This is a genomic window from bacterium (Candidatus Blackallbacteria) CG13_big_fil_rev_8_21_14_2_50_49_14, assembly GCA_002783405.1.
Taxonomy (GTDB): domain Bacteria; phylum Cyanobacteriota; class Sericytochromatia; order UBA7694; family UBA7694.
On the sequence record PFGG01000050.1, the window covers coordinates 63,602 to 85,176 of the forward strand.

Sequence of the window (21,575 nt, forward strand, 5' to 3'; positions counted from 1 at the left end):
GGGTGGGGCACTCTCCCCCGCCTTTGTAACTGAGAAAGTAGGCTGACAATGAATACGAAATTACATTTTTTTACCCGAATCTTGATGGGCATGATCTCTTTGGCTCTGGGTGCCGTTTTTACTCTGCCACTCTGGAAAATTCAATTGGAAGCCCCCCAATATCCTGAGGGGCTTTCGATGGGGATCTGGATCAACCGTCTGAGTGGGGATCTGAATACCATCAATGGCTTAAACCACTATATTGGCATGCAGGAAATTCACGCAGCTTCTTTTGCTGAGCTGCGCTTGATGCCCTATATGGTGGGTTTTTTTATTGTTCTGGGCTTGCTGACTGTTCTTTTGAACCGGCGTTTCCTGCTGACGCTTTGGTTTGGCCTCTTGGGGGGGGCTGGTGCAGTGGGGATCTGGGATTTTTGGCGCTGGACCTATGATTATGGTCATAACCTGAATCCCCATGCGGCGATTAAGGTTCCCGGCATGTCGTATCAACCCCCGGTATTTGGCAGTAAAACCCTTTTGAATTTCAAAGCCCATTCCTTTCCCGATCCCGGGGGGTGGATTCTGATTGGAGCGGGTCTGATCGTCTTTGCTTTGGTAGTTTTTGAGTGGCTACGCAAAAATCCACAGGCTCCACATAAAATCTCTGCGAAAGTACTCCAAACAGTTTTGAGTTTTGGTATGGTTTTGGGCTTGATGGCGTGTTCACCAAAAACAGAGCCCCTGCTTTATACCCAGGACAGTTGTCATTATTGCCGCATGACCTTGATGGATCCCAAATATGGGGCTGAGTTACTCACACAAAAGGGAAAAGCGTTTAAATACGATTCTGTGGAATGCCTGGCACATCATCTTCAAGCTGAACCGGGTTTGAAGGCTGAGATTCATTCCCTTTGGGTGATAGATTCAGAACAACCCGGCAATTTTTTAGCCGCTGAAAAAGCGAGCTATCTTCACAGCTTCAAATTGCCCAGCCCGATGGGGGGCTTTATGACGCCTACGCGCAGTACTGAAACTGCACAACTGCTGCAAAAATCGTTTCCGGGGGAAGTTCTGACCTGGGAACAGGCCTTGAAAGCCTTGAATCAAACCGCGAAAACAGGGAATGCTTCTCACTCTCCCGAGATGCTTTCTGATTTGGAGAAAGCGAAATTGGAGGCTAACCATGGAGATTCCTAGACAAGCGGGATTGGCAATCATCCTAATTTTGGGGCTGTATTCACTGCCTGCCCAGTCAAAGGTTCTGGAGGCCGGGCAAGGGCAAACCTATCCCCGTTTGCGTCAGGCCTTGGCGATTGCCCAACCAGGAGATGAGATTCGCCTGCATGCGGGTACTTATTTTGAAAATGAGTTGGAGATCAATCAACCGCTTAAATTGAGTGGAATTGATTTTCCCGTGATTGACGGGGGCGGAAAAGGGAATTTGCTCAAGATCACTGCCCCCGGAGTGACAGTTCAAGGTCTGACCTTGAGAAACTCGGGATTCAGTCATGTGCATGATTTGGCTGCGATTCGCTTGGAAGCAGCAGACAGTATTGTTCAAAACAACCGCATCGAAAATGCCCATTTTGGAATTTATCTTTCAGCAGCTGATCGCTCAAAAATTTCAGGCAACCAGGTGAATGGCAAGGCCTGGCGCGAATCGAATTCTGCCAATGCCATTCATGTTTGGAAAAGTGTAGATTTGATTTTAGAAAATAATCAGGTTTCAGGCCATCGCGATGGTTTTTATTTTGAGTTTGTCAAGAACAGTCTGATTCAAGGCAATACCAGTTCAGGCAATCTACGCTATGGGCTTCATTTTATGTTTTCAGATGGCAATACCTATCAACGCAATACCTTTTCCAAAAATGGGGCAGGGGTTGCTGTGATGTATACCCGGAATATCAAGATGAAAGAAAATCTATTCTTGGACAATTGGGGGCCAACATCCTATGGACTCTTGCTCAAAGATATCAATCAAAGTGAGATCGAAGACAATCGCTTTGAACACAATACCGTTGGCATTCATATGGAAGGCTCAAGTCGCCTGAAAATCAGGCACAATCAGATTCTAAACAATGGCTGGGCGGCTCGGGTACATGCCAATTGCAATGAGAATCAAATTGAATATAATCAATTTTCAGGCAATGCCTTTGATATCGCTACCAATGGTTCAGATTCAAGTCAAACAGGAAACAGTTTTCAACATAATTTTTGGGACAAATATACAGGCTATGATTTGAACCATGATGGGGTCGGCGATGTGCCCTATCATCCCGTCAGTATCTTTTCAAGATTGGTTGAGAAAGTGCCGCCTTCTTTGATTCTCCTGCGCAGTTTTCTTGTGCAGGTAATGGATTTGGCTGAACATGTAGCGCCTGTATTAACACCCAAAACCCTGGTGGACCCAACCCCTCAAATGCGGAGGGTGAAATGATTGAACTGAAGCAAATTTCAAAACGTTTTGGTCGCTTTCAGGCTTTAGATCGGGTTTCGCTCAAGGCAGCACCTGGAGAAGTGCTCGCAATTATGGGGCCCAATGGCTCCGGTAAATCGACACTGATGAAATCTTTGGTGGGGCTGGTCTTGCCTGACTCAGGCGAGATTCGTTTTAAAGACAGGTTGATACAGTCTAAAAGCTCATGGCGTCATCATTTGGGCTATATGCCTCAGATTGCCCGCTATCCTGAAAATTTAACGGTTGCCGAATTAATGGCGTTGATCAAAGATCTGCGTAGCCTGGAAGAAAGCTTGGATTTAGATCTGTTTCATGCTTTGGGGATAGAAGAAATGGAAGAAAAAAAATTGGGGGCTTTGTCGGGGGGAATGCGTCAAAAGGTCAACGCGACGCTGGCCTTTTTGTTTGCCCCTGATTTGCTGGTTTTGGATGAACCGACTGCCAGTTTGGATCCCCTTTCTTCAGAAACCCTCAAACAAAAAATCTTAAAACAGAAACAGGTGGGAAAATCTGTTCTGCTGAGTTCTCATCTCATCACGGAGGTAGAAGAGCTTGCGGATCGGCTGGTCTATCTGCTTGAGGGGAAAATCTGTTTTGATGACAGTCTTGAAAGTTTAAGAGCCCAAACGGGCCAAAACCGTTTGGGAGCAGCACTTGCAGAGTGGGTACGTGTACATGCTACTCAATAATAAACTTTTGAAATACGTGCTTTTTGATCTGCTGAGGAGCAAGGTGATGCTGGCCTACGCCTCTTTGTTGTTTGCGATGACCTTTGCACTTGCTTCGCTCAGTGCCGATCGGGCCCAAACGGCGATCAGCCTGCTCAATCTTGTGCTCTTGTTGGTTCCCCTGATCAGTCTGATCTTCAGCACGATCTACTCCTATAATTTGCGAGATTTTTTGGACTTACTGCTGGCCCAACCCGTCAGCCGCAAAGGGGTTTTCCTGGGACAGTATCTTGGGGTTTCCAGTGCGCTGGCCTTGGCCTATCTGGTGGGTACGGGGCTGCCCCTGATCTTAAGTGGTTTGACCGAGCCCTTGGCCTGGATTCTGGCCATTGGGGTGCTCTTAAATTATATTTTTTCAGGTTTTGCCTTTCTGGCAGTCAATTGGCAGAGTGATCGCGTCAAAGGCATGGCCTCTGCCCTTTTTATCTGGTTTTATACAGCCATTCTCTTTGATGCGCTTGTACTGTTTGGCTTGGTCGCTTTCCAAGATTATCCACTTGAAAAACCTGCCTTGATTTTGAGCTTTCTCAATCCGATTGATTTAGCGCGCATTCTGGTTTTACTCAAATTGGATATTTCAGCGTTGATGGGCTATACAGGTGCACTTTACCGCAATCTGTTTGGCTCCTGGTGGGGCTTGGTATTGGCCTGTGCTGTGTTGCTGATCTGGGCTGTTCTGCCTGTGATTTTGGCCATGAGACTGTTTGAAAAACGAGATTGTTGAATGGAGATACTGCTCAAGTCAATCACCTTACCCATCGGGGAGATACGCACTAAAATTTAATCACTACGAAAAAGGGAAATCCAATGTACAATCCAATCTTGAGTTCACTACTTGCCCTCGCATTGACGATTCCTTTGCCCTTGATGGCGCAGACTGAGGCAGAATTACCTGAGCAAACCGCTCTCGAAGAGCAACGGCCTGCCCACTCCCATCACCATACCCCAAGTCATGCAGAGCATTTGCATGCCGATACGATACCTTTTGGGGTGATGGGGGCCCATATGCATCCAGCCGGAGAATGGATGTTCTCCGCCAGTCTGATGGGGGCAGGTATGGGCGGAATGCTTGACCAGACTACAGCTGTGGATGAACAGAAGATCTTGGACAATTATGAAATGGCTCCCCGCACCATGCTGATGGGCATGCCGATGTTGGGCGTGATGTATGCTCCCAGCGACTGGATCACCCTGATGGCCATGGTGCCTGGTATGGGCATGACCATGAACCATGTGGGACATGAGGCCCATCTGCATACGCTGCAGACGGCCTCCGCAAATTTGCCAGGCACGAATATGCAATCTCTGGGTTTGGGCGATATTTCAGTTTCTGCACTGCTGGGCAATTGGACCTGGCAGGCCCATTCTTTGCATGCAAACCTGGGCTTGAGCCTGCCCACAGGTGCCATTGATATTCTGGGCCCAGTCATGGGAACGATGCCAGCTGAACCCTTGCCCTATAGCATGCGTCTGGGTTCTGGCACCTGGGATCTCTTGCCTGGATTTACCTATTCTGGCAAGTTGGAGAATTGGTGTTGGGGGTTGCAACCCTCAGGGGTACTCCGTTTAAGTACCAATTCTTTGAATTACCGTCTGGGCAACCGTTTAAGCACCAATGCGTGGTTGTCATACCGTTGGAATGACCTCTTGAGTTCTTCTCTGCGTTTTCAGGGGCAAATCTGGGGAAATGCAGAAGGTGAGGATTCCCGTATCAGCAAGAATGCCATTCCTTCAGCCGATCCTTTAAAATTAGGCGGTCAACGCCTGGATCTCTTTTTGGGGCTGAATTTTACACCTTTTCCCCGTCAACGCCTGGGGCTGGAAATCGGCATGCCTGTTTATCAAAACCTGTCGGGTCCCCAAATGGCGCAAGTTTGGAGTGGCATTGCTGGTTGGCAAATCAGTTTCTGATTCCTTGACTTAGATCAAATTCTCTCTTTGCGCTTGCGCAAAGTTCTAGCAAAGAACGTTTGTCAGAATAATGACAAACGTTCTTTGCTTTTGAATGGTTTTTTCTTGATTATTCCACTGAAAGTCTATGCCATGGCCGAATCTGAAGTTAAAAAATTGGAAATTGAGTTAAAGCAGGCCTTTGATCAGGGCCGTATTTCAGGTATGCAATTAAAAGCTGAACATCAGAAGCCGCTTACACCCTCAGAGTTGGCAAAGGTATTGAAAGAAAGTGGTTTACCCTGCATCGGAGGATCATGGCAGGAAATTGAAGCAGGAATCTGGGAGTTAAGGCGTATACCCTGCCAAAGGGATAATATTCATCTTTGCCATGTCTGGCGGGAATCTGTAGATGGATTGGTCATGGGGGCCGGTGAGTCTGCCCGCTACAGTCGTTATCGGAATTTTGAAGACCCCGGTTCAGAATGTGTAGATGTTCTCTATCCAGAATCTGAATCCCAGTGGCGTTGGGATCAATTTCCTGAAGCACATCTGAATTTACTCGAAACTCTCAAAACTCAACTTAGTGAGCATCTGGCCGAATTTGTTTTTTTAGGCTATGCCGAAAGTAAGATTTATTATCGCTTGATAGATCACCACCCGAACCTTTCGGGACATAGACAGGGTTTCCTGACACATTCCCTGCAAACCATGCTGTCAAAAGAAAATTCCAAGTTAGAGCTATGTGAAATGTCTCCCAGAGCAGTTTGGCAAGGGGAGTTCTCATGAAATTGAGTCGGGCAGGTTTTTTGAGAAAAATGGCTGCAGAGGCGATCAATGTTCTGCCCCATTTTGTTCCGGGTCTTCCCCTTCTGAATGTGTCTGAACCTGACTTGCACCGTGAATGGATTGAAATAGGTTCTGTCGCTCAATTTAAACCTGAAACTTTAACAGAGGTGAACCAAAAACAGCAGATTGTCTTTGCCGATTACAAGGGCTTTTGGGCCCTGGATTATGAAACCTATCATCAGGGCGGAAACTCCCCACGACGCCCCCTCCGTATCGAGGTCAACGGTCAGCTTTCTCTGAATCCTCAAGAGAGTTGGTCTGAAGGGGACTATTTATCATTTCTGACGGGCAACCGTATTACCGAGGAGGAAGTATAGCATGTCAAACTCTATGAATCGTCTCAGCTTTTTAAAACGAATGGCCGCTTGGGGGGCTGCAATAGGTGTAAGTGGGTGTGCTTCAAGAGCCAATAATCTGGATGATAGAGACAATCCTGTATTGCGTTATTTTAAACCCCTACAGGTTGAAAACCCCTTGAAAGCTTATCCCAATCGGGGTTGGGAAAATGTATACCGCAATCTGTTTCAACATGATTCAGATTTCAGTTTTCTCTGTGCCCCCAATGATACGCATAACTGCCTGCTCAAAACCTATGTCAAAAATGGGATTGCAATCAGAATCGGGCCTACCTATGGTTATGGAAAGGCAAAAGACTTGTATGGTCAAACTGCCTCACACCGTTGGGATCCAAGACTCTGTCAGAAGGGTCTGGGTTTGGTGCGAAGAATATACGGGGATCGGCGATTAAAAGCACCGATGATACGCAAAGGTTATAAAGCATGGGTCGATGCAGGATTTCCCAGAGATCGCCAGACAGGTAAACCCGATCCAAAATATTTTCAAAGAGGTAAGGATGCCTGGTTGCGGATAGATTGGAAGGATGCCTATTCAATTGCTGCAAAGGCCTTGAGCAATATCGCAGAGACCTATCACGGAGAAACCGGTCAAAAACGTTTGCTGGCACAGGGCTATGATGATGCGATGGTTCTTGCCATGGAAGGTTCTGGTACGCAAACCATTAAATTGAGGGGAGGGATGGCCCCATTGGGGGCCACCCGTATTTTTGGAATGTACCGTATGGCCAATTCCCTGGCCTTGATGGATGCCAAGCAAAGAAAGGTGTCCCCCGAGAAGTCTTTTGGTGCCAGGGGTTGGGACAGCTATAGCTGGCATACAGATCTTCCGCCTGGCCATCCAATGGTTACAGGGGCGCAAACCAATGATTTTGAACTTTTTTCTGTAGAGCATTCCAAACTGGCAATTGCATGGGGCATGAACTGGATTACAACGAAAATGCCTGATTCTCATTGGTTAACTGAAGCCCGTCTCAAAGGTACAAAAACGGTAACGGTAACAGTGGAATACAGTGCCACCGCTTCTAAAACGGATGAAGTCATTGTGATTCGTCCAGGTTCTGATCCTGCTTTTGCTTTGGGTCTTGCCCAGGTCATTATTGAACGCAATCTCTTTGATAGTGAATTTGTAAAAACCAAAACAGATTTACCTTTTCTGATTCGTCTGGATACCTTGCAACCCCTGCGTCCTGAAGATGTGATTAAAGACTACAAAACGAAAGTACCTAAAAATCTGGATGTATTAATCGGAGATGAGAAACCTCCCGCCAATGTGCTTCAGAAAGATCAGTTTATCAAAGAGAAAATGGGTAAAAGTTTCCAGCCGTATATGATTTGGGATTCAGTTAAAAGCCAGGTAATGCCTGTTACCCGTGATGATTGGGGTAAAAATATGCTTAAACTGGGTTTGAATCCAGATCTGAATGCGGTAAAAAAAGTCAAATTAGTTTCTGGAAAGGAAGTTGAGGTTCGAACGGTTTTTGATCTTACCCGACAGTATCTGAATCAAAACTTTACTCCAGAACAAACGTCTCAGATTACAACAGCCCCGGTCAGCGGCATTTTATCTTTAGCCACCCAAATTGCGGCCAATAAAGAAAAAACACTCTTTGTAACCGGAATGGGCCCCAATCAGTTTTTTAATGCCGATCTGAAAGACAGAGCGATTTTTCTGGTGGCGGCCTTAACCCGGAATCTGGGTTTTCCTGGCGGTAACGTGGGCAGTTATGCTGGCAATTACAGGGGGGCTCTGTTTGGAGGAGAACCTTTGTATACACTTGAAGATCCCTTTCACCCCCAATTGGATCCAAAAGGCAAGGTCAGTACGGCCAAATACAGCCATTATGAATCCCTGCATTATTTCAATTATGGGGATCGCCCCTTACGTATGGGTAAACATCTTCTTACTGGTGAATCCCACTTGCCCGTTCCGACCAAAGCCATGTGGCTGAACAATTCTAATTCAGTTTTGGGAAATATCAAATGGCACTTTGATGTGATTAACAATACCCTTCCCAAACTGGAATTTGTAGCCTATGCAGATTGGTGGTGGACAGGGTCCTGTGAATATGCTGATTTGGTCTTTGCCTGTGACAGCTGGGCAGAATTCAGGCATCCTGATTTAACGGCTTCCTGTACTAATCCTTTTGTTCAGGTTTACCCGACCTCACCACTGAAACGAATCTTCGATACCCGTTCAGATATTGAAATCATTGCTGGAGTAGGCAAGGCTTTGGCCCAGGAATTGGATGAACCCCGTCTTGCGCAGATGTGGGAATTTGTTGAAAAAGATCAAGTAGATGTCTATCTGCAGAGAATTATCAATGGTACTTCAGCTCTGAAAGGTTATACATTTGAAAAGCTGCATTTGGATGCCAAAGAGGGCATCCCTGCATTGATGAATAACCGCACCTACCCTCGTTTGTCTTCCTATGAACAGGTTCATGATGAAAAACCTTGGCATACCAAATCGGGTCGCTTGGAGTTTTACCGTTTTGAACCTGAGTTTGTCGAAAATGGAGAAAACCTGGTGGTTTACCGTGAACCGATTGATTCTACGCATTATGAGCCGAATGTAATTGTTTCTAAACCACATCCGGCAATCCGTCCCAAACAACCGGCAGATTATGGTGTCAATGAAAATCAATTGGATACCGAAACGCGACAGGCTCGTCATGTGGTGAGAACTGGGGAGGAACTGCTCAAAAGTAAACATCCTTTGAAAGCCCAGCAGTTCAGCCATGTCTATCACACGCCAAAGTACCGGCATGGTGCGCATACAACACCTGTAGATACAGATTTTACGGGAGTTTGGTTTGGTCCCTTCGGAGATATTTATCGCCATGACAAACGCAATCCATCAGTGATTGAGGGGTATGTTGATATCAATCCGCTGGATGCCAAGGAGCTTGGTGTTGATGATGGCGATTATGTCTATATAGACGCAGATCCTGGAGATCGTCCTTACCGTGATCATATTGCCTCTACAGAAGCCTATAAAGTTGCACGTCTGCTTTTGCGGGCCCGCTACTATCCAGGTACCCCCAGAGGTGTGGCTCGTACCTGGCACAATATGTACGGTGCAACCTTTGGCAGTGTCAAAGGACATGAAACTCGGGAAGATGGTCTTGCAAAGAATCCTGAAACCAATTATCAGTCTATGTATCGCTACGGCTCTCACCAGAGTGCAACACGGGCTTGGTTAAAACCGACCCTGATGACAGAAAGTCTGGTTCATAAATCTATGTTTGGCCAAGGACTGGCAAAAGGGTTTGAGCCCGATATCCACTGCCCAGTAGGGGCTCCCCGTGAAGCTTTTGTCAAAATCACCCGTGCAGCCTCAGGAGGATTGGATGCCAAAGGAAAATGGCGACCCGTAACTTTAGGTTTCAGACCTACCTATGAGAGCAAGGCCATGAAAACCTATCTCAAGGGTCAATTTACTGGGGTCAAGAGATAAAGAAAGGAATCGTCAGATGTCAGAAGTTAAAAATTGGCAAATTAATCGTCAGATGGAATATCCTTACGAGGAAAATCGCCCCAAACGTCAATGGGCAATTGTATTTGACTTGAACAAATGTATCGCCTGTCAGACCTGTTCTTTGGCCTGTAAAACGACTTGGACCAGTGGCAAGGGGCAGGAATATATGTTTTGGAATAATGTTGAAACCAAGCCTTGGGGTTCTTATCCCATGGCCTGGGATATCAATATTCTTGAGAAACTGGGGCGGCAGGATTGGGATAAAAATGGTGAAAAATTTGCTGGAAAAACTATTTTCGAGGCAGCAGAACCTGAGGAAGTTGCGGCTCATTTTTTTCCAACAGATGAAGACTGGATGTATCCCAATGTGGGGGAAGATGACTGTACGGGAAATCTCGAAGCCGGTGCTCATTTGAATCTGCCTCATAAACACTGGTTCTTTTATTTGCCCAGAACCTGTGCGCACTGCACCTATCCTGCCTGTTTGGCTGCTTGTCCCCGCAAAGCCATCTATAAGCGACCCGAAGATGGGATTGTTCTAATTGATCAATCCAGATGCAAAGGCTATGGGGAATGTGTGCGGGCCTGTCCCTATAAAAAATCGATGTACAATCCCTATACACGTGTCAGTGAAAAGTGTATTGGGTGTTATCCTGCTGTGGAGCAGGATAAACAACCGATGTGTGTGCAAAACTGTATCGGTAAAATCAGAATTATGGGATTTATCAATCCCCCTTGGAAAGCACGTGCTGACAATCCCGTTGATTTTCTCGTACATCAAAAAAAATTGGCTTTGCCCTATTACCCTCAATTGGGGCTTGAACCGAATATTTATTATATTCCTCCTATCCACGCCGATCTCGATTATCTGACCCAGATGTTCGGGCCTCGGGTTGAAGAAAGTATTGAGAATTATAAAAAACTCAAGGACGATCCTTTGGCACAGGGACTCCTGGTTTTAATGGGCAGTACCGATCGGATTATCCACTCCTTCAAGGTAAAAGATCAAAGGGCCTATGGTTACAGTGCTGAGGGTGAAGAAATTGTTTCCGTTCCATTAACTGAAAATATGGTGGTTCGGGAGAGTTATGATGATAACATTGGTGCTTCACGGCACAATACGCCCTAGAAAGGAAGAAAAAAATGAATAAGAAGCTTATTAAAAAAATTGTTTTTCCTGGTTTGGTTTTGCCTTTGGTGTTTTTCGGCCTTAATTTAGGTTCTGTGGTGTATGGCCAGGCTACTCAGGGCATTTCAGCTGAGAAAACCAGTGCCGATCCCTTTCTACTCAAGTTAGAAGATTCAGCCTGGAAAAAAGTTCCAATTCAAACAGTTTTGCTTATGGCGCAGCCTATGGCCTTGCCAAGACCCAAGCTGACCCTGACAGAAAAACTTTCTGTACAGGCATTGCATAATTCAAAATCTATAGTTTTTCGCTTGAAATGGAAAGATCCTGAGCTTTCAGAGGCTGGAAAGCTGGGCCTATTTTCAGATGCTGTGGCATTAGAATTTCCTGTCGCTCTGAAAGATGGGAATCCTCCCTCACCGTTTATGGGTGAACAGGGGAAACCTGTGCATATTTTTCACTGGCGTGCGCAATATCAAAAGGATAAAAAATTGGGCCATGCTCCTACCATGAAAGAACTCTATCCCAATATGTCTGTGGATGGGTATCCGATGGACTATAAAGTTTCAGAAGCCCCGCATGCTTCCTCCTCTCAGAAGAGACAGTTTATTCCTGGGCAGGCAGCTGGTAATCCACAGTCCTATGTCAAAAATGGAGTGGATGAAATCTTTGCAGAGGGCTTTGGTAGCAGCAGCCTGGTTGAAAAACGCGAGTCTGAATCCCTGGCCGTCTGGAACAAAGGGGAATGGACGGTTCAGATTGCCCGTCCTTTGAAAACCTTAAATGGTTCACTTTTGTCTGTCGGTGGCAAAAATTATGTCTGCTTTGCTGTTTGGCAGGGGGGGCAGCGTGAGGTCGGTTCACGTAAATCAGTGACCTTGATGTGGGTCGAATTAAAACTAAAGGCCTAAACTAACGTGTTAAACAGTCAGTTTCCGTCTCCATATCTTTTGGCTTCGCTTTTAACCGGTTATCCGGCATCGGATCTTGAGGAAGAAGTGAAAACCTTACTTCCCTTGCTGAAGCAGGAAAACTCTTCTGAGTCTATGGCGCTGTGGCAGGCACTGCAAACACTTGACTCAGCATTTCTGCTGCAATTGCAATCAGACTATATCGATCTCTTTGATCGGGGGCATGCCCAAAACCCAATTTATGAAACAGAATTTGGACGCAATCGCTCAATCAGTAAGGCCTCTGAACTGGCTGACTTGGCAGGATTTTACAGGGCATTTGGATTGAATTCTGAAGGAATTCCTGAAATGCCAGACCATATATCTGTGGAATTAGAATTTTATGCTTTTCTACTGCTCAAAGAGACTGCTCTTATTGAGTCAGGAGAAAGTGAGGGTGTTGAAATTGTAAAGGAAGCAAGAGCATTGTTTTTGAAAGAGCATCTTGCAGGATTTGCATTGGCCTTGCCCCTCTCAGAAGGGGTGGTGGCACATCCCATCTATCGACACGTTTTTAACTGGTGCAGTAAACTGGTGAAAGACGCTTGTGAACTTGAAGGTGTTCAACCCGATGCCTTAAATTATTTTCATCAGGAACAAGAGCCTGAAGAAATGAATTGCAGTGTTTTGGGGGGCTGTACGGCACAGCTGGCCACAGGCAGATCTGAACAGCTTTTACAGATAGAAAGGGGATAAATATGTTTGGAATTGGTGTACCTGAACTTTTACTGATTCTGGTCCTGGCCTTGATTATCTTTGGTCCAGGAAAATTACCTGAGGTGGGAAAGGCCATTGGCAGAGGTCTTTCAGAATTTCGCAAAGCCGCTAAAGATGTACAGGAGGCTGCAGACCTGAGTTTAACTGAAAAAACAGGCGAATCAAGTGCTGAAGATGCTAAAAAGGTAGAAAAATCCAAGGTATGATCTCAGTTTCAGAGGCTATGCGTGAAATTCTGGCTTGTATTCCCTCCTCTCCAATCAGCGAGTTATGTTTAAGTGAGTATTATCCAGCCGTTTTGCGTGAGCCTCTGGTTGCTGATCGGCCTTTTCCACCTTTTGACAGAGTCGCCATGGATGGCATTGCACTTGCCCATAAAACCTGGCAAGGGGGGCAACGAGCATTTAAAGTTGAAGCCCAACAGCCAGCCGGAACCCCCGCTCACACACTCCACTCAGAATTACATTGTATAGAAGTAATGACAGGTGCCGTTTTGCCAAGGGGATGCGACTGTGTTGTAAAAATAGAAGATTTAGATCTCCATGAAGGCAGGGCCCATCTTAAGCCAGATATCAAGCTTCAACCCAGACAAAATATTCATTCCCAGGGCAGTGATTATCAAACGGGTGAAGTTTTGGCCAAGCCCGGCAGTATCCTGCGTGCGCATCATTATGCAATAGCTGCTTCTGTAGGAAAAACAAGCATAAAGGTTTCGAGGTTACCCCGTATTGCTTTGGTCAGTACAGGAGATGAATTGGTACAACCTTCACGCTCACCCTTGCCACATCAAATTCGAAGTTCAAACCAAAGTTTTTTTGCCTCTGCTTTGTTCCAGGCGCATCTTGCTGAAACAGAAAATTTTCATCTGCCGGATTCAGCACCTGCTTTGGAGTCGGGTTTGTCCAGCATCTTGGCTGAGTTTGATATGCTGATTATTTCTGGTGGTGTTTCCATGGGCCTTTATGATTTGGTGCCTGGCACGCTTGCAAAACTTGGGGTGAGAAAGATTTTTCATAAGGTCGCACAAAAACCTGGAAAACCTCTTTGGTTTGGAGTCAGTCAAGCGGGACTGCCCATCTTTGCTTTGCCTGGCAATCCTGTATCTGCAGCAATCTGTCTGTATAGGTATGTCTTCCCAGCTCTTTTTCAATCCCTGAATCGTTCCCCGTACCCTCTTTCAGCACTGCTCAACCAGACGGTCAGATTTTCGAAAAGCTTGACACAATTTTTGCCCGTGAAACTGTGTCAAAATGAATCTGCTCAGTGGTTGGCAGACCCAGTGAAAATAAATGGTTCAGGTGATTTTGCAACGTTGGCCAAGAGTGACGGTTTTTTAGAATTGCCTGCTCAGCCTGAAGTTTTTGAGAAAGGATGTGCTTATCCTCTGTGGCTCTGGCAAGTATAATTCCATCTTCATTCGATCAAAAAGAGGCAAAACAGCTTTTGGATCCGCACGGAAGAAGAATTCGAAAATTGCGTGTATCCTTACTTGATGCTTGTAATTTCCGTTGCTTTTATTGTATGCCTGAAAAGATCCGCTTTTCATCTCTCCGCAATGCTTTGAAGATTGAAGAACTTACTGGAATTTGTTCCGCTTTGGTTGCTGCTGGGATTACCCAGATTCGTCTGACTGGTGGTGAGCCTACCCTTCGTCCTGATTTTCAGGAGGTGGTTAAAAGCCTGTCCCAACTTCCCATTGAAAAATTAGGGTTGACCAGCAATGGGTTCCTTCTGGAGCAGCATTTGGCTTTTCTAAAGCTGATGGGCTGCCACTATCTGAACATCAGCCTGGATTCGCTCTCTGAAGAGAATTTTAATCGCATGACCCGTTCCAAAGGCTTTTCAAACGTTTTATCCTCGGTATTAAAAGCCCGTGAATTGGGGTTTTCGCTCAAACTCAATACGGTAGTGATGCGGAATGAAAATGACCATGAAATTCTGGATTTTGTACGTTTTTCAGAAGAAACAGGTATTGAGATCAGATTTTTGGAATTGATGAAAATAGGTCAGGCTTGTCAATACCAGTCTGATGCTTTTGTATCTGCTGAAGAGATGCTTGATCGCATTCAGGCTCAGATTGCTTTGCAACCCGTTCAAGTAGATAGAGATTCGACAGCCTTTAGTTTTCATACCGCGCGGGGGGGACGCATTGGGTTTATTGCTTCAGAGTCTCGTCCTTTCTGTGGCAGTTGTTCTCGCTTGCGCCTCAGCCATGACGGCCAGTTACGCGCCTGTCTGATGTTGAATAGGGGTGAAAGCCTGAGGAATTTGGACCCCGCTGGTTTAGAGCAGGCAACACAACAGGTTCTCGCGATGAAACCGATTACACGTCTTGATTCGATTTCTCAAGACATGTATAGGATAGGGGGTTAGGCGTGACGAATATGCCTGGCCTGAGCCATATTGATGCTCAGAATTTACCTACAATGGTGGATATTGGTGGCAAAAAACCGACACGAAGGGAGGCCATTGCCCAGACTCTCGTTATCCTTCCTCCTGAAATTTTGGCCTGTCTGACCCCTGAAGGGGAAGTGCTCGGCCCCAAAGGCCCTGTCTTTCAAACGGCTATAATTGCAGGGACGATGGCTGTAAAACGTACCCATGATCTGATTCCTTTCTGTCACCCGCTGCCGATTGAAAATTGTAAGATTGAGATAGAATTTTACTCGGAAAATCAGATAGCGATCCGCTGTAGTGTGTGTGTAACGCACAAAACAGGAGTAGAAATGGAAGCTTTAACCGGCGCAACAGTGGCGGCTTTGACCGTATATGACATGTGCAAGGCCCTTTCACATTTGATCGTGATTCAAGAAACCCGGTTACTGAGTAAAACCGGAGGCAAATGTGATTATCAAGCATCAGAAGACACACCAAGCTGAGTTTTTTCACCCGCTTACGCTGGCGGTCTGCGGTCTGAGTCATTCTGGAAAAACAAGCTTGATTAAAACACTGATAGCAAAATATAGCAAAAGTTTTCGGGTGGGGTATCTCAAGCATGATGCTCATTCTTTTACGATGGATACGCCCGGTAAAGATACCTTTCTGGCGCGAGAGGCTGGAGCGGCAAAAGTCTTGATTTCAAATGCCCATGAACAGGCCGCACTTGCACCAGAGCCCCTTGATTTGCTTGAGAAACGCCAGGCCTTTCAAAACTGTGATTTTTTATTTGTCGAAGGTTATAAAGAAAGCAACTGGCCTAAATGGGTCTTTCTCGATGCTCAGGGAATCATGCTTGAGCGTGTGAAATCAGGAGAAATCAACCAGGTATTGGCTTATATCTGCGAATTTAAACCTCCTGCAGATCTACCTGTTCCTGCCTTTTGTCGTTCGGATATTCAGGCGATCTCCGAATTTTTTGAAACTTGGCTGGGTTCACAGATCTCTAACCGCCCTTTCAATGGCCTGGTTCTGGCGGGTGGAATGAGTCAACGCATGGGGCAGGACAAAGCGGCATTGGTTTACCGGGATAAAACGCAATTGGAAACAAGTACGGAACTTTTAGCCTCTCTCTGTCAGCAGGTCTATGTTTCCTGTCGGGGTGAACAAAAAAACAGTCTTCAGGCCTTAACGGCTTTTCCTGTGCTGGAAGACCGCCTGCTCGGGCTGGGACCTTTGGGGGGGATTTTAACCGCTTTTCTTCACCAACCTGAAGCGGCGTGGTTGGTTTTGGCCGTAGATTTACCCTGGCTCGATTCTGCAACCCTGCAATATCTAATTCAAAACCGGGATCCCTTTGCCCTTGCAACAGCCTTTCGCAGCAGCACTGATGGTTTGCCCGAGCCCCTGTGTGCGATTTATGAACCCAGATTCAAGGAGCGGCTGTTTGCTTTCTTGGGGGCTGGGTATCAATGTCCGCGCAAAGCCTTGCTCAATTCCCCGATCCAATACCTGGAACTGCCCGAACCCCACCGTCTGGCGAATGCCAATACGCCCCAAGACTATGAAGCGATACGCAGGGAAATGGCTGACGGGAACCGATCTGGGACTTTACTATTGGGGGAGAAAGCGTGAAGCGATTGCACCCCCAGCTGTTTCAAGTCGTTCTCAAAGCGCTTGTCTTTTGCTTTCTATTTGCAGGAACATCCCCTGCCTGGGGAGAAGATTTTTCAGTTGCTGCGGCCTCGGATCTGCAATTTGCCCTGCGAGAACTGATCCACGGTTTTGAAGCCCAAAGCGGCCACCATGTGCGCGTCAGTTTTGGTTCTTCGGGCCAATTTTGCAGCCAGATACAACAGGGGGCTCCCTATGCGCTTTTTCTCAGCGCCGACCAGCACTATGTCAATCTTTTGCTTGAAAAGGGGCTGACCCGTGATCACGGGGTTCTTTATGCCCAGGGCAGGATTGCGCTTTTTGCTCCCCAGGGCTCTGTCTTGAAAGTTGAAAAAGGGCTGGCAGGCCTACTTCCCCTCTTAGCGGCAGGTAAAATCCGACATTTTGCCATTGCCAATCCCCAGCATGCTCCCTATGGACGGGCTGCAAAACAGGCCTTGCTGGCAGCGGGGGTCTGGAATGCTCTGCAAGGGCATCTCTTAATGGCTGAGAATGCTTCACAGGCCGCTCAGTTCAGTTTGTCAGGCTCCAGTGAAGGGGGCCTGATTCCGCTCTCGCTGGTTTTGGCACCGGCCTTCAAAAACAAGGGGCGTTTTCTGTTGGTGCCTGAAAATTTACATGCCCCGCTGCTTCAGCGCATGGTCTTGCTGAAAAACGCATCCAGGGCAGCCCAAGACTTTTATCTATACCTGCAAACGGGGAGAGCCAGGCAGGTCTTGATGCGCTATGGCTTTGCCCTGCCAGATTCTTGAAATGTCTGAATTTACCTCCTTTGGACTGAGTCTGAAACTGGCTTTCTTGACGGCTTTGGGCCTCTTGCCGCTGGCGCTGTTTCTGGGAAGATTTCTGGCCTTCAGTCAAAAAAACTGGCGGGGTTTCTGCGAGGCTGGCCTGATGCTGCCCTTGGTCTTGCCCCCGACGGTGATGGGCTATTATTTGTTGCTGGGTTTGGGGCAGAATTCCTGGCTGGGTGGAATCTATGCTGCAATCTCTGGCAAGACATTGGTGTTTAGTTTTGAAGGAATTCTGCTGGCTTCCTGGTTGTTTAATCTGCCCTTTGCGGTTCAGCCCATTCAAAGAGCCTTTGCCGCGATTCCCCATGAGATTCGCGAAGCAGCAGCCTGTTGTGGGCTCTCAAATTGGCAGGCTTTCTGGCGGGTCGAATGGCCGCTGGCCTGGCCTGGGATTTTGTCATCGCTCTTGCTCTGTTTTGCACATACCCTGGGAGAATTTGGTGTGGTCTTGATGGTGGGGGGCAATATTCCCGGTGAAACCCAGACCCTTTCTCTGCTGATCTACGATAAGGTTCAGGCCTTGGATTTTCAAGGGGCCCGTGGGCTTTCTCTGGGCTTGCTGGTCTTTTCGTTTTTGAGTTTAGCGGCCATGAGCCGCCTGGAAAAACGAAAACCTGTTCAAAGGACTTTGTCCTGGGCTGCCCAGGGGGTTGAAGATGTCTGAAGGTTTATATTTTCAGGTGGAACAAACCCGCCCTGTGCCCCTGGATCTCAGTTTGCATCTGCCTGCTGGGCAGTTGATGATCCTGGCGGGGCCATCGGGAGCTGGTAAAACCTCTCTTTTGCGCCTCTTAATGGGCTTGGATAAGCCCGCCCAAGGACTTTTGCGCTTGAACCACAAGGTCTATTTTAACGCACAGACTCAGATCTTTGTGCCCCCCCAGGCCCGATCCGTGGGGTTGGTTTTTCAAAACTATGCCCTTTTCCCCCATTTAAGTGCGCTTGAGAATATCAAGCTGGCGCTATTGGAGCAACCCAATCCAGCGCGCGAGAAACTGGCCTGGGAATGGCTCGAAAAAGTGCGTTTGACTCACCGGGCCCATGCCCGCCCGCAGACCCTTTCCGGCGGCGAACAGCAGCGTCTGGCCCTGGCAAGGGCTTTGGCCCGTCAGCCTGAACTGCTGCTTTTGGATGAGCCCTTTGCCGCCATGGATACCCCTTTGCGGCGCGAACTCTATCTTGAATTGGCCCAATTGCGTGATGAGTACCCATTGTCAATTCTGCTGGTGACCCATGAGCTGCAAGAGGCGTTGCAAGTGGCCGATCAGTTGGTTTTGCTCCAGGCTGGACGCATTCTTCAAGAGGGGCCGCCCCAGGTTTTGCGAAAGGCACCTGCCAATGCTGAGGTGGCAAGACTCTTGGGGATTGAAAACTTTTGGCCCGCAGAGCGAATTTCTGACAAGCATGTGGTTTGGGCCGAAGGCGAAATTGAGTTGTCCAGTTACGCTGAAGCTTCAAGGGGGGCAGGCTGGTTGATGGGAGCCCCTGAAGATCTGGTGATAAGTACTGAGCCCGATTCTTCACGGGGGCAGGTTTGGCCGGCCCGTGTCGAACAGGCTTTGCGTTTGGGGCAGCGCTGGCATCTGCGCTTAAAGCTTGCAAAGGGAACGCCTGTGATCGCCAGTGTGCCCTTTGCGGTTTCTACCGGGGCCCAGATCTGGGTATATTTCCCACCCCAGGTTTTGCAATGGGTTCCAGAGTCTCAGCGAAAACGAAGCCATAGGAGTATCTTATGAAACGATCCTTTCAGATCTTGGGTGTGTTGGGGATGGCCTGCTGTTTCAGTTTTGGCCTTCCCAGCTTTGCCCAAAATACAAGCACAAAGCAGGCAGAAGAACTTGCTCAAGCGCAATTGAATCTGGCTCTGCAGGCCTTTGAACAGGGGCAATACCGTTCAGCTTTGCCAGGTCTGATCAAAGCGGTTTCAGATGATCCTAACAATCTCCATCTGCTCAGAATCCGTGCTGAAACCTATCAGTATTTGGGGCTGTTTGAAGAGGCTGAAGCCGATTTACAGGTGGGTTTAAAACGCGAGCCCCAAAATACTGAATTGCTTGAAGGATTGGGCTGGTTGCGCATTTTTCAAAAGCGCTTTGCTGAAGCCGAAAAAATTCTTGAGCAGGCTCTCGCGCTCGATCCAGAAAGCTTCTGGATACAACTCAATCTGGGTCATGCCTTGCTTTTACAGCACAAAGATACTCTGGCCTTTAAGCGCTATTGCGGCCTTGCCCATTCGGGCGATGGTCCTATGTTGGGGGATGCCCTCAAAAAGGATTTTTCAAAACTTACCCGTTTTGAGATTTTTCACCCCCGCTATTTTGAGCTGATTCAAAAGTTTGAGTCTCACTGTGGTTTGGGGTTGGTCTTGCCAGAGGAATGTTTGCAGCAACATTAAATTAGTCAAGATAAAGTAAAGCCGTTCTTAAACTACGCGTTTAAACACCCTGATTTAATGAAAATAGAATTCAATGAGAGCGCATCATCAGGGGTTTCTGCTGATCCATCATTGTGTGTTTTCACAAACACACTTGAAGCAATTAAAAGAGGAGTTATCTCAATGTCTTATGAGACGAGTTGCCTTTGTGGCACTGTAAAAATGACAGCTGAAAATATAAACCCCAAGTTTACAGTATGTCATTGTCAATCTTGCAGAACTTGGGGGGGGGCGCCATTCTTCGCGGTGAAATGTGGCACAGAAGTGAAAATCGAAGGGGATGATAAGGTTAAAATATACAAATCATCTGCCTGGGCTTCTCGTGGTTTTTGTACCGAATGTGGAACTCATCTGTTCTATCAGCTTAAAGCAACTGGCGAGTACAATATACCTGTAGGTCTATTTTCAAATCTAAAAGGCTTGGAAATGGATATGCAGTATTTTAGTGATATGCGCCCCAGTTACTACTGTTTCACAAATGAAACAAAAGAAATGACCAGCGAAGAAATCATGGCTTACTTTGCTGATAAAATGAGAACCTAAGAAGTACCAGCACATGTCTGAACGCATCTATTGGATGGGGGGGCGGGTTTTCGATTTGGCCAACTTAATATTCCAGCCCATCGCCCTCATTGCTGAAGCGATGGGCTGTTCTGCGCATGGTAGCTGAGGGAGAGATGAAATCTGCTCCGCTCTTTCTTTTCCTGAACCAAATTTGCAAATTTCAGTATGAGATGCTTGATCTTTATCAAGGTCAAGCCTGGACAATTGCGTAAAACTAAAAGAAAATAGCAATGCTCTGAGGGGCTTCAGAGGAATTCTTTTGCTATATTAAAGTTTAAGCTGGAAATTCATTCCGAAAGAGGGTGTGAATGGGGTGGGGATGATTTGAAATGGCTGCTTTGATGCGTTTGCTAAGTTTGAGCTTGGGTTTTTCTTTGCTGTCGGCATGCAGTGAAGTCTTTTTGGATTATCATCTTCCACCCACTCAGCCCGGTTTGAGTGCTGTTTCCCTGGAGTCAGGAAAATCTGCGTCTGTGCCTTTGGCTCAGAACCTGCTTCGTCTGTTGCCCCAAGTAAAGGTTCAAGCCGCTGATTTGCAAAATCTGAGTGTTTACGTGACCCTTACGCCAGCAGGCGGCGGAACTCAGCGAGATTTGCGCTTCAGTGCAGAGCAACTCTTACAGGGCGATATGGCTGAAATCCTTAATCTCCCAGTGGGTCAGTATCGCTTGGCGGTTCAATTGCAAAATTCCAAGCAGGAAGTGCAGGCTTCCTTTGAAAAAACACTGTCCTTGGCTGCCGATCAAATTTTGACGCTTCCCTTTCTCTTAGAAAAGGGAGAAAAGGGTTCTGAACTGCGTATTTCCGAGCCGGAGCAAGGGGCTTCTTCCTCTCCAGCAGGGGCTCTCTCCTCTGAAAGTGAGACTTCTTCTGGCATGGATGCAGGGGCTGGGGGAGGCAGTTCTTCCAGTGGCTTGGGGAGCAGTCATTCGGCAGGGCCTGCACCTCGGAATCTGAGAATATTGGAAAGCAGTTCCAGTCGTCTGCAAATGGTATGGGAAGCGCCGCTCAATCAAACGGTTCAGTACTATCGTCTCTATCGCAATGGGGTTTTGGTGGCCGATCATCTTCCGGTCACGAATTATACGCTGGAGGGTCTTTTTGCCGATCAAGACTATCAGCTGAGTGTGACGGCTGTCAGTGCTGCCGGAGAAAGTCTGCCTTTGGAAATGAAAGCCCATACAGCGGCCTCCAATGGAGGC

22 protein-coding genes are annotated in these 21,575 nt (G+C 47.1%); all 22 read left to right on the forward strand.

Annotated elements, in window-relative coordinates:
- Positions 1–48 precede the first annotated feature (48 nt).
- A complete protein-coding gene (locus COW20_12185) occupies positions 49–1,176 on the forward strand; it encodes a hypothetical protein (GenBank protein PIW47638.1) in 1,128 nt (375 codons plus the stop codon).
- Entirely contained in the window at positions 1,103–2,416 is a 1,314-nt protein-coding gene (locus tag COW20_12190; protein PIW47639.1) for a nitrous oxide reductase family maturation protein NosD, read from the forward strand. Before COW20_12185 ends, COW20_12190 begins: the two co-directional genes overlap by 74 nt.
- Positions 2,413–3,126 carry a copper ABC transporter ATP-binding protein gene (locus COW20_12195; protein PIW47640.1) on the forward strand — a complete coding sequence of 238 codons (714 nt, stop codon included), beginning with the start codon at positions 2,413–2,415 and terminating at the stop codon, positions 3,124–3,126. Before COW20_12190 ends, COW20_12195 begins: the two co-directional genes overlap by 4 nt.
- Positions 3,113–3,889: an ABC transporter permease gene (locus COW20_12200; GenBank protein ID PIW47641.1), complete on the forward strand. Its 777-nt coding sequence runs from the start codon at positions 3,113–3,115 to the stop codon at positions 3,887–3,889. Before COW20_12195 ends, COW20_12200 begins: the two co-directional genes overlap by 14 nt.
- An 83-nt stretch (positions 3,890–3,972) precedes the next feature.
- Entirely contained in the window at positions 3,973–5,076 is a 1,104-nt protein-coding gene (locus tag COW20_12205) for a hypothetical protein (GenBank protein PIW47642.1), read from the forward strand.
- A gap of 84 nt (positions 5,077–5,160) precedes the next feature.
- A complete protein-coding gene (locus tag COW20_12210) occupies positions 5,161–5,844 on the forward strand; it encodes a hypothetical protein (GenBank protein ID PIW47643.1) in 684 nt (227 codons plus the stop codon).
- On the forward strand, positions 5,841–6,221 hold the full coding sequence (locus COW20_12215; GenBank protein PIW47644.1) for a hypothetical protein: 381 nt from the start codon (positions 5,841–5,843) through the stop codon (positions 6,219–6,221). Before COW20_12210 ends, COW20_12215 begins: the two co-directional genes overlap by 4 nt.
- A gap of 1 nt (position 6,222) precedes the next feature.
- Positions 6,223–9,717: a molybdopterin oxidoreductase gene (locus tag COW20_12220; GenBank protein PIW47645.1), complete on the forward strand. Its 3,495-nt coding sequence runs from the start codon at positions 6,223–6,225 to the stop codon at positions 9,715–9,717.
- Positions 9,718–9,733: 16 nt separating this feature from the next.
- Complete coding sequence (locus COW20_12225) at positions 9,734–10,867, forward strand: dehydrogenase (protein PIW47646.1); 1,134 nt, start codon at positions 9,734–9,736, stop codon at positions 10,865–10,867.
- Between the two features lie 14 nt (positions 10,868–10,881).
- On the forward strand, positions 10,882–11,775 hold the full coding sequence (locus COW20_12230) for a hypothetical protein (GenBank protein PIW47647.1): 894 nt from the start codon (positions 10,882–10,884) through the stop codon (positions 11,773–11,775).
- Between the two features lie 87 nt (positions 11,776–11,862).
- A complete protein-coding gene (locus tag COW20_12235) occupies positions 11,863–12,510 on the forward strand; it encodes a hypothetical protein (GenBank protein ID PIW47648.1) in 648 nt (215 codons plus the stop codon).
- Between the two features lie 2 nt (positions 12,511–12,512).
- On the forward strand, positions 12,513–12,737 hold the full coding sequence (locus tag COW20_12240) for a twin-arginine translocase TatA/TatE family subunit (protein ID PIW47649.1): 225 nt from the start codon (positions 12,513–12,515) through the stop codon (positions 12,735–12,737).
- The gene (locus tag COW20_12245; GenBank protein PIW47650.1) at positions 12,734–13,936 is read left to right on the forward strand and encodes a molybdopterin molybdenumtransferase MoeA; all 1,203 of its coding nucleotides are present in this window, start codon (positions 12,734–12,736) and stop codon (positions 13,934–13,936) included. Before COW20_12240 ends, COW20_12245 begins: the two co-directional genes overlap by 4 nt.
- Complete coding sequence (gene moaA, locus COW20_12250; protein ID PIW47651.1) at positions 13,903–14,904, forward strand: GTP 3',8-cyclase MoaA; 1,002 nt, start codon at positions 13,903–13,905, stop codon at positions 14,902–14,904. The genes COW20_12245 and moaA overlap by 34 nt, the downstream gene beginning before the upstream one ends.
- An 11-nt stretch (positions 14,905–14,915) precedes the next feature.
- On the forward strand, positions 14,916–15,410 hold the full coding sequence (gene moaC / locus COW20_12255; GenBank protein PIW47660.1) for a cyclic pyranopterin monophosphate synthase MoaC: 495 nt from the start codon (positions 14,916–14,918) through the stop codon (positions 15,408–15,410).
- Positions 15,376–16,542 (forward strand): bifunctional molybdenum cofactor guanylyltransferase MobA/molybdopterin-guanine dinucleotide biosynthesis adaptor protein MobB, encoded by a 1,167-nt coding sequence (locus COW20_12260; GenBank protein PIW47652.1) that lies wholly within the window; start codon positions 15,376–15,378, stop codon positions 16,540–16,542. Before moaC ends, COW20_12260 begins: the two co-directional genes overlap by 35 nt.
- 17 nt (positions 16,543–16,559) lie before the next feature.
- Positions 16,560–17,333 carry a molybdate ABC transporter substrate-binding protein gene (gene modA, locus COW20_12265; protein PIW47661.1) on the forward strand — a complete coding sequence of 258 codons (774 nt, stop codon included), beginning with the start codon at positions 16,560–16,562 and terminating at the stop codon, positions 17,331–17,333.
- A 1-nt stretch (position 17,334) separates the two neighbouring features.
- On the forward strand, positions 17,335–18,039 hold the full coding sequence (gene modB, locus COW20_12270; GenBank protein ID PIW47662.1) for a molybdate ABC transporter permease subunit: 705 nt from the start codon (positions 17,335–17,337) through the stop codon (positions 18,037–18,039).
- Entirely contained in the window at positions 18,032–19,111 is a 1,080-nt protein-coding gene (locus COW20_12275) for a hypothetical protein (protein ID PIW47653.1), read from the forward strand. The genes modB and COW20_12275 overlap by 8 nt, the downstream gene beginning before the upstream one ends.
- On the forward strand, positions 19,108–19,770 hold the full coding sequence (locus tag COW20_12280; GenBank protein ID PIW47654.1) for a hypothetical protein: 663 nt from the start codon (positions 19,108–19,110) through the stop codon (positions 19,768–19,770). Before COW20_12275 ends, COW20_12280 begins: the two co-directional genes overlap by 4 nt.
- Before the next feature lie 162 nt (positions 19,771–19,932).
- Complete coding sequence (locus COW20_12285) at positions 19,933–20,352, forward strand: aldehyde-activating protein (GenBank protein PIW47655.1); 420 nt, start codon at positions 19,933–19,935, stop codon at positions 20,350–20,352.
- Between the two features lie 350 nt (positions 20,353–20,702).
- A partial coding sequence (locus tag COW20_12290; GenBank protein PIW47663.1) for a hypothetical protein occupies positions 20,703–21,575 on the forward strand: 873 nt, incomplete at its 3' end.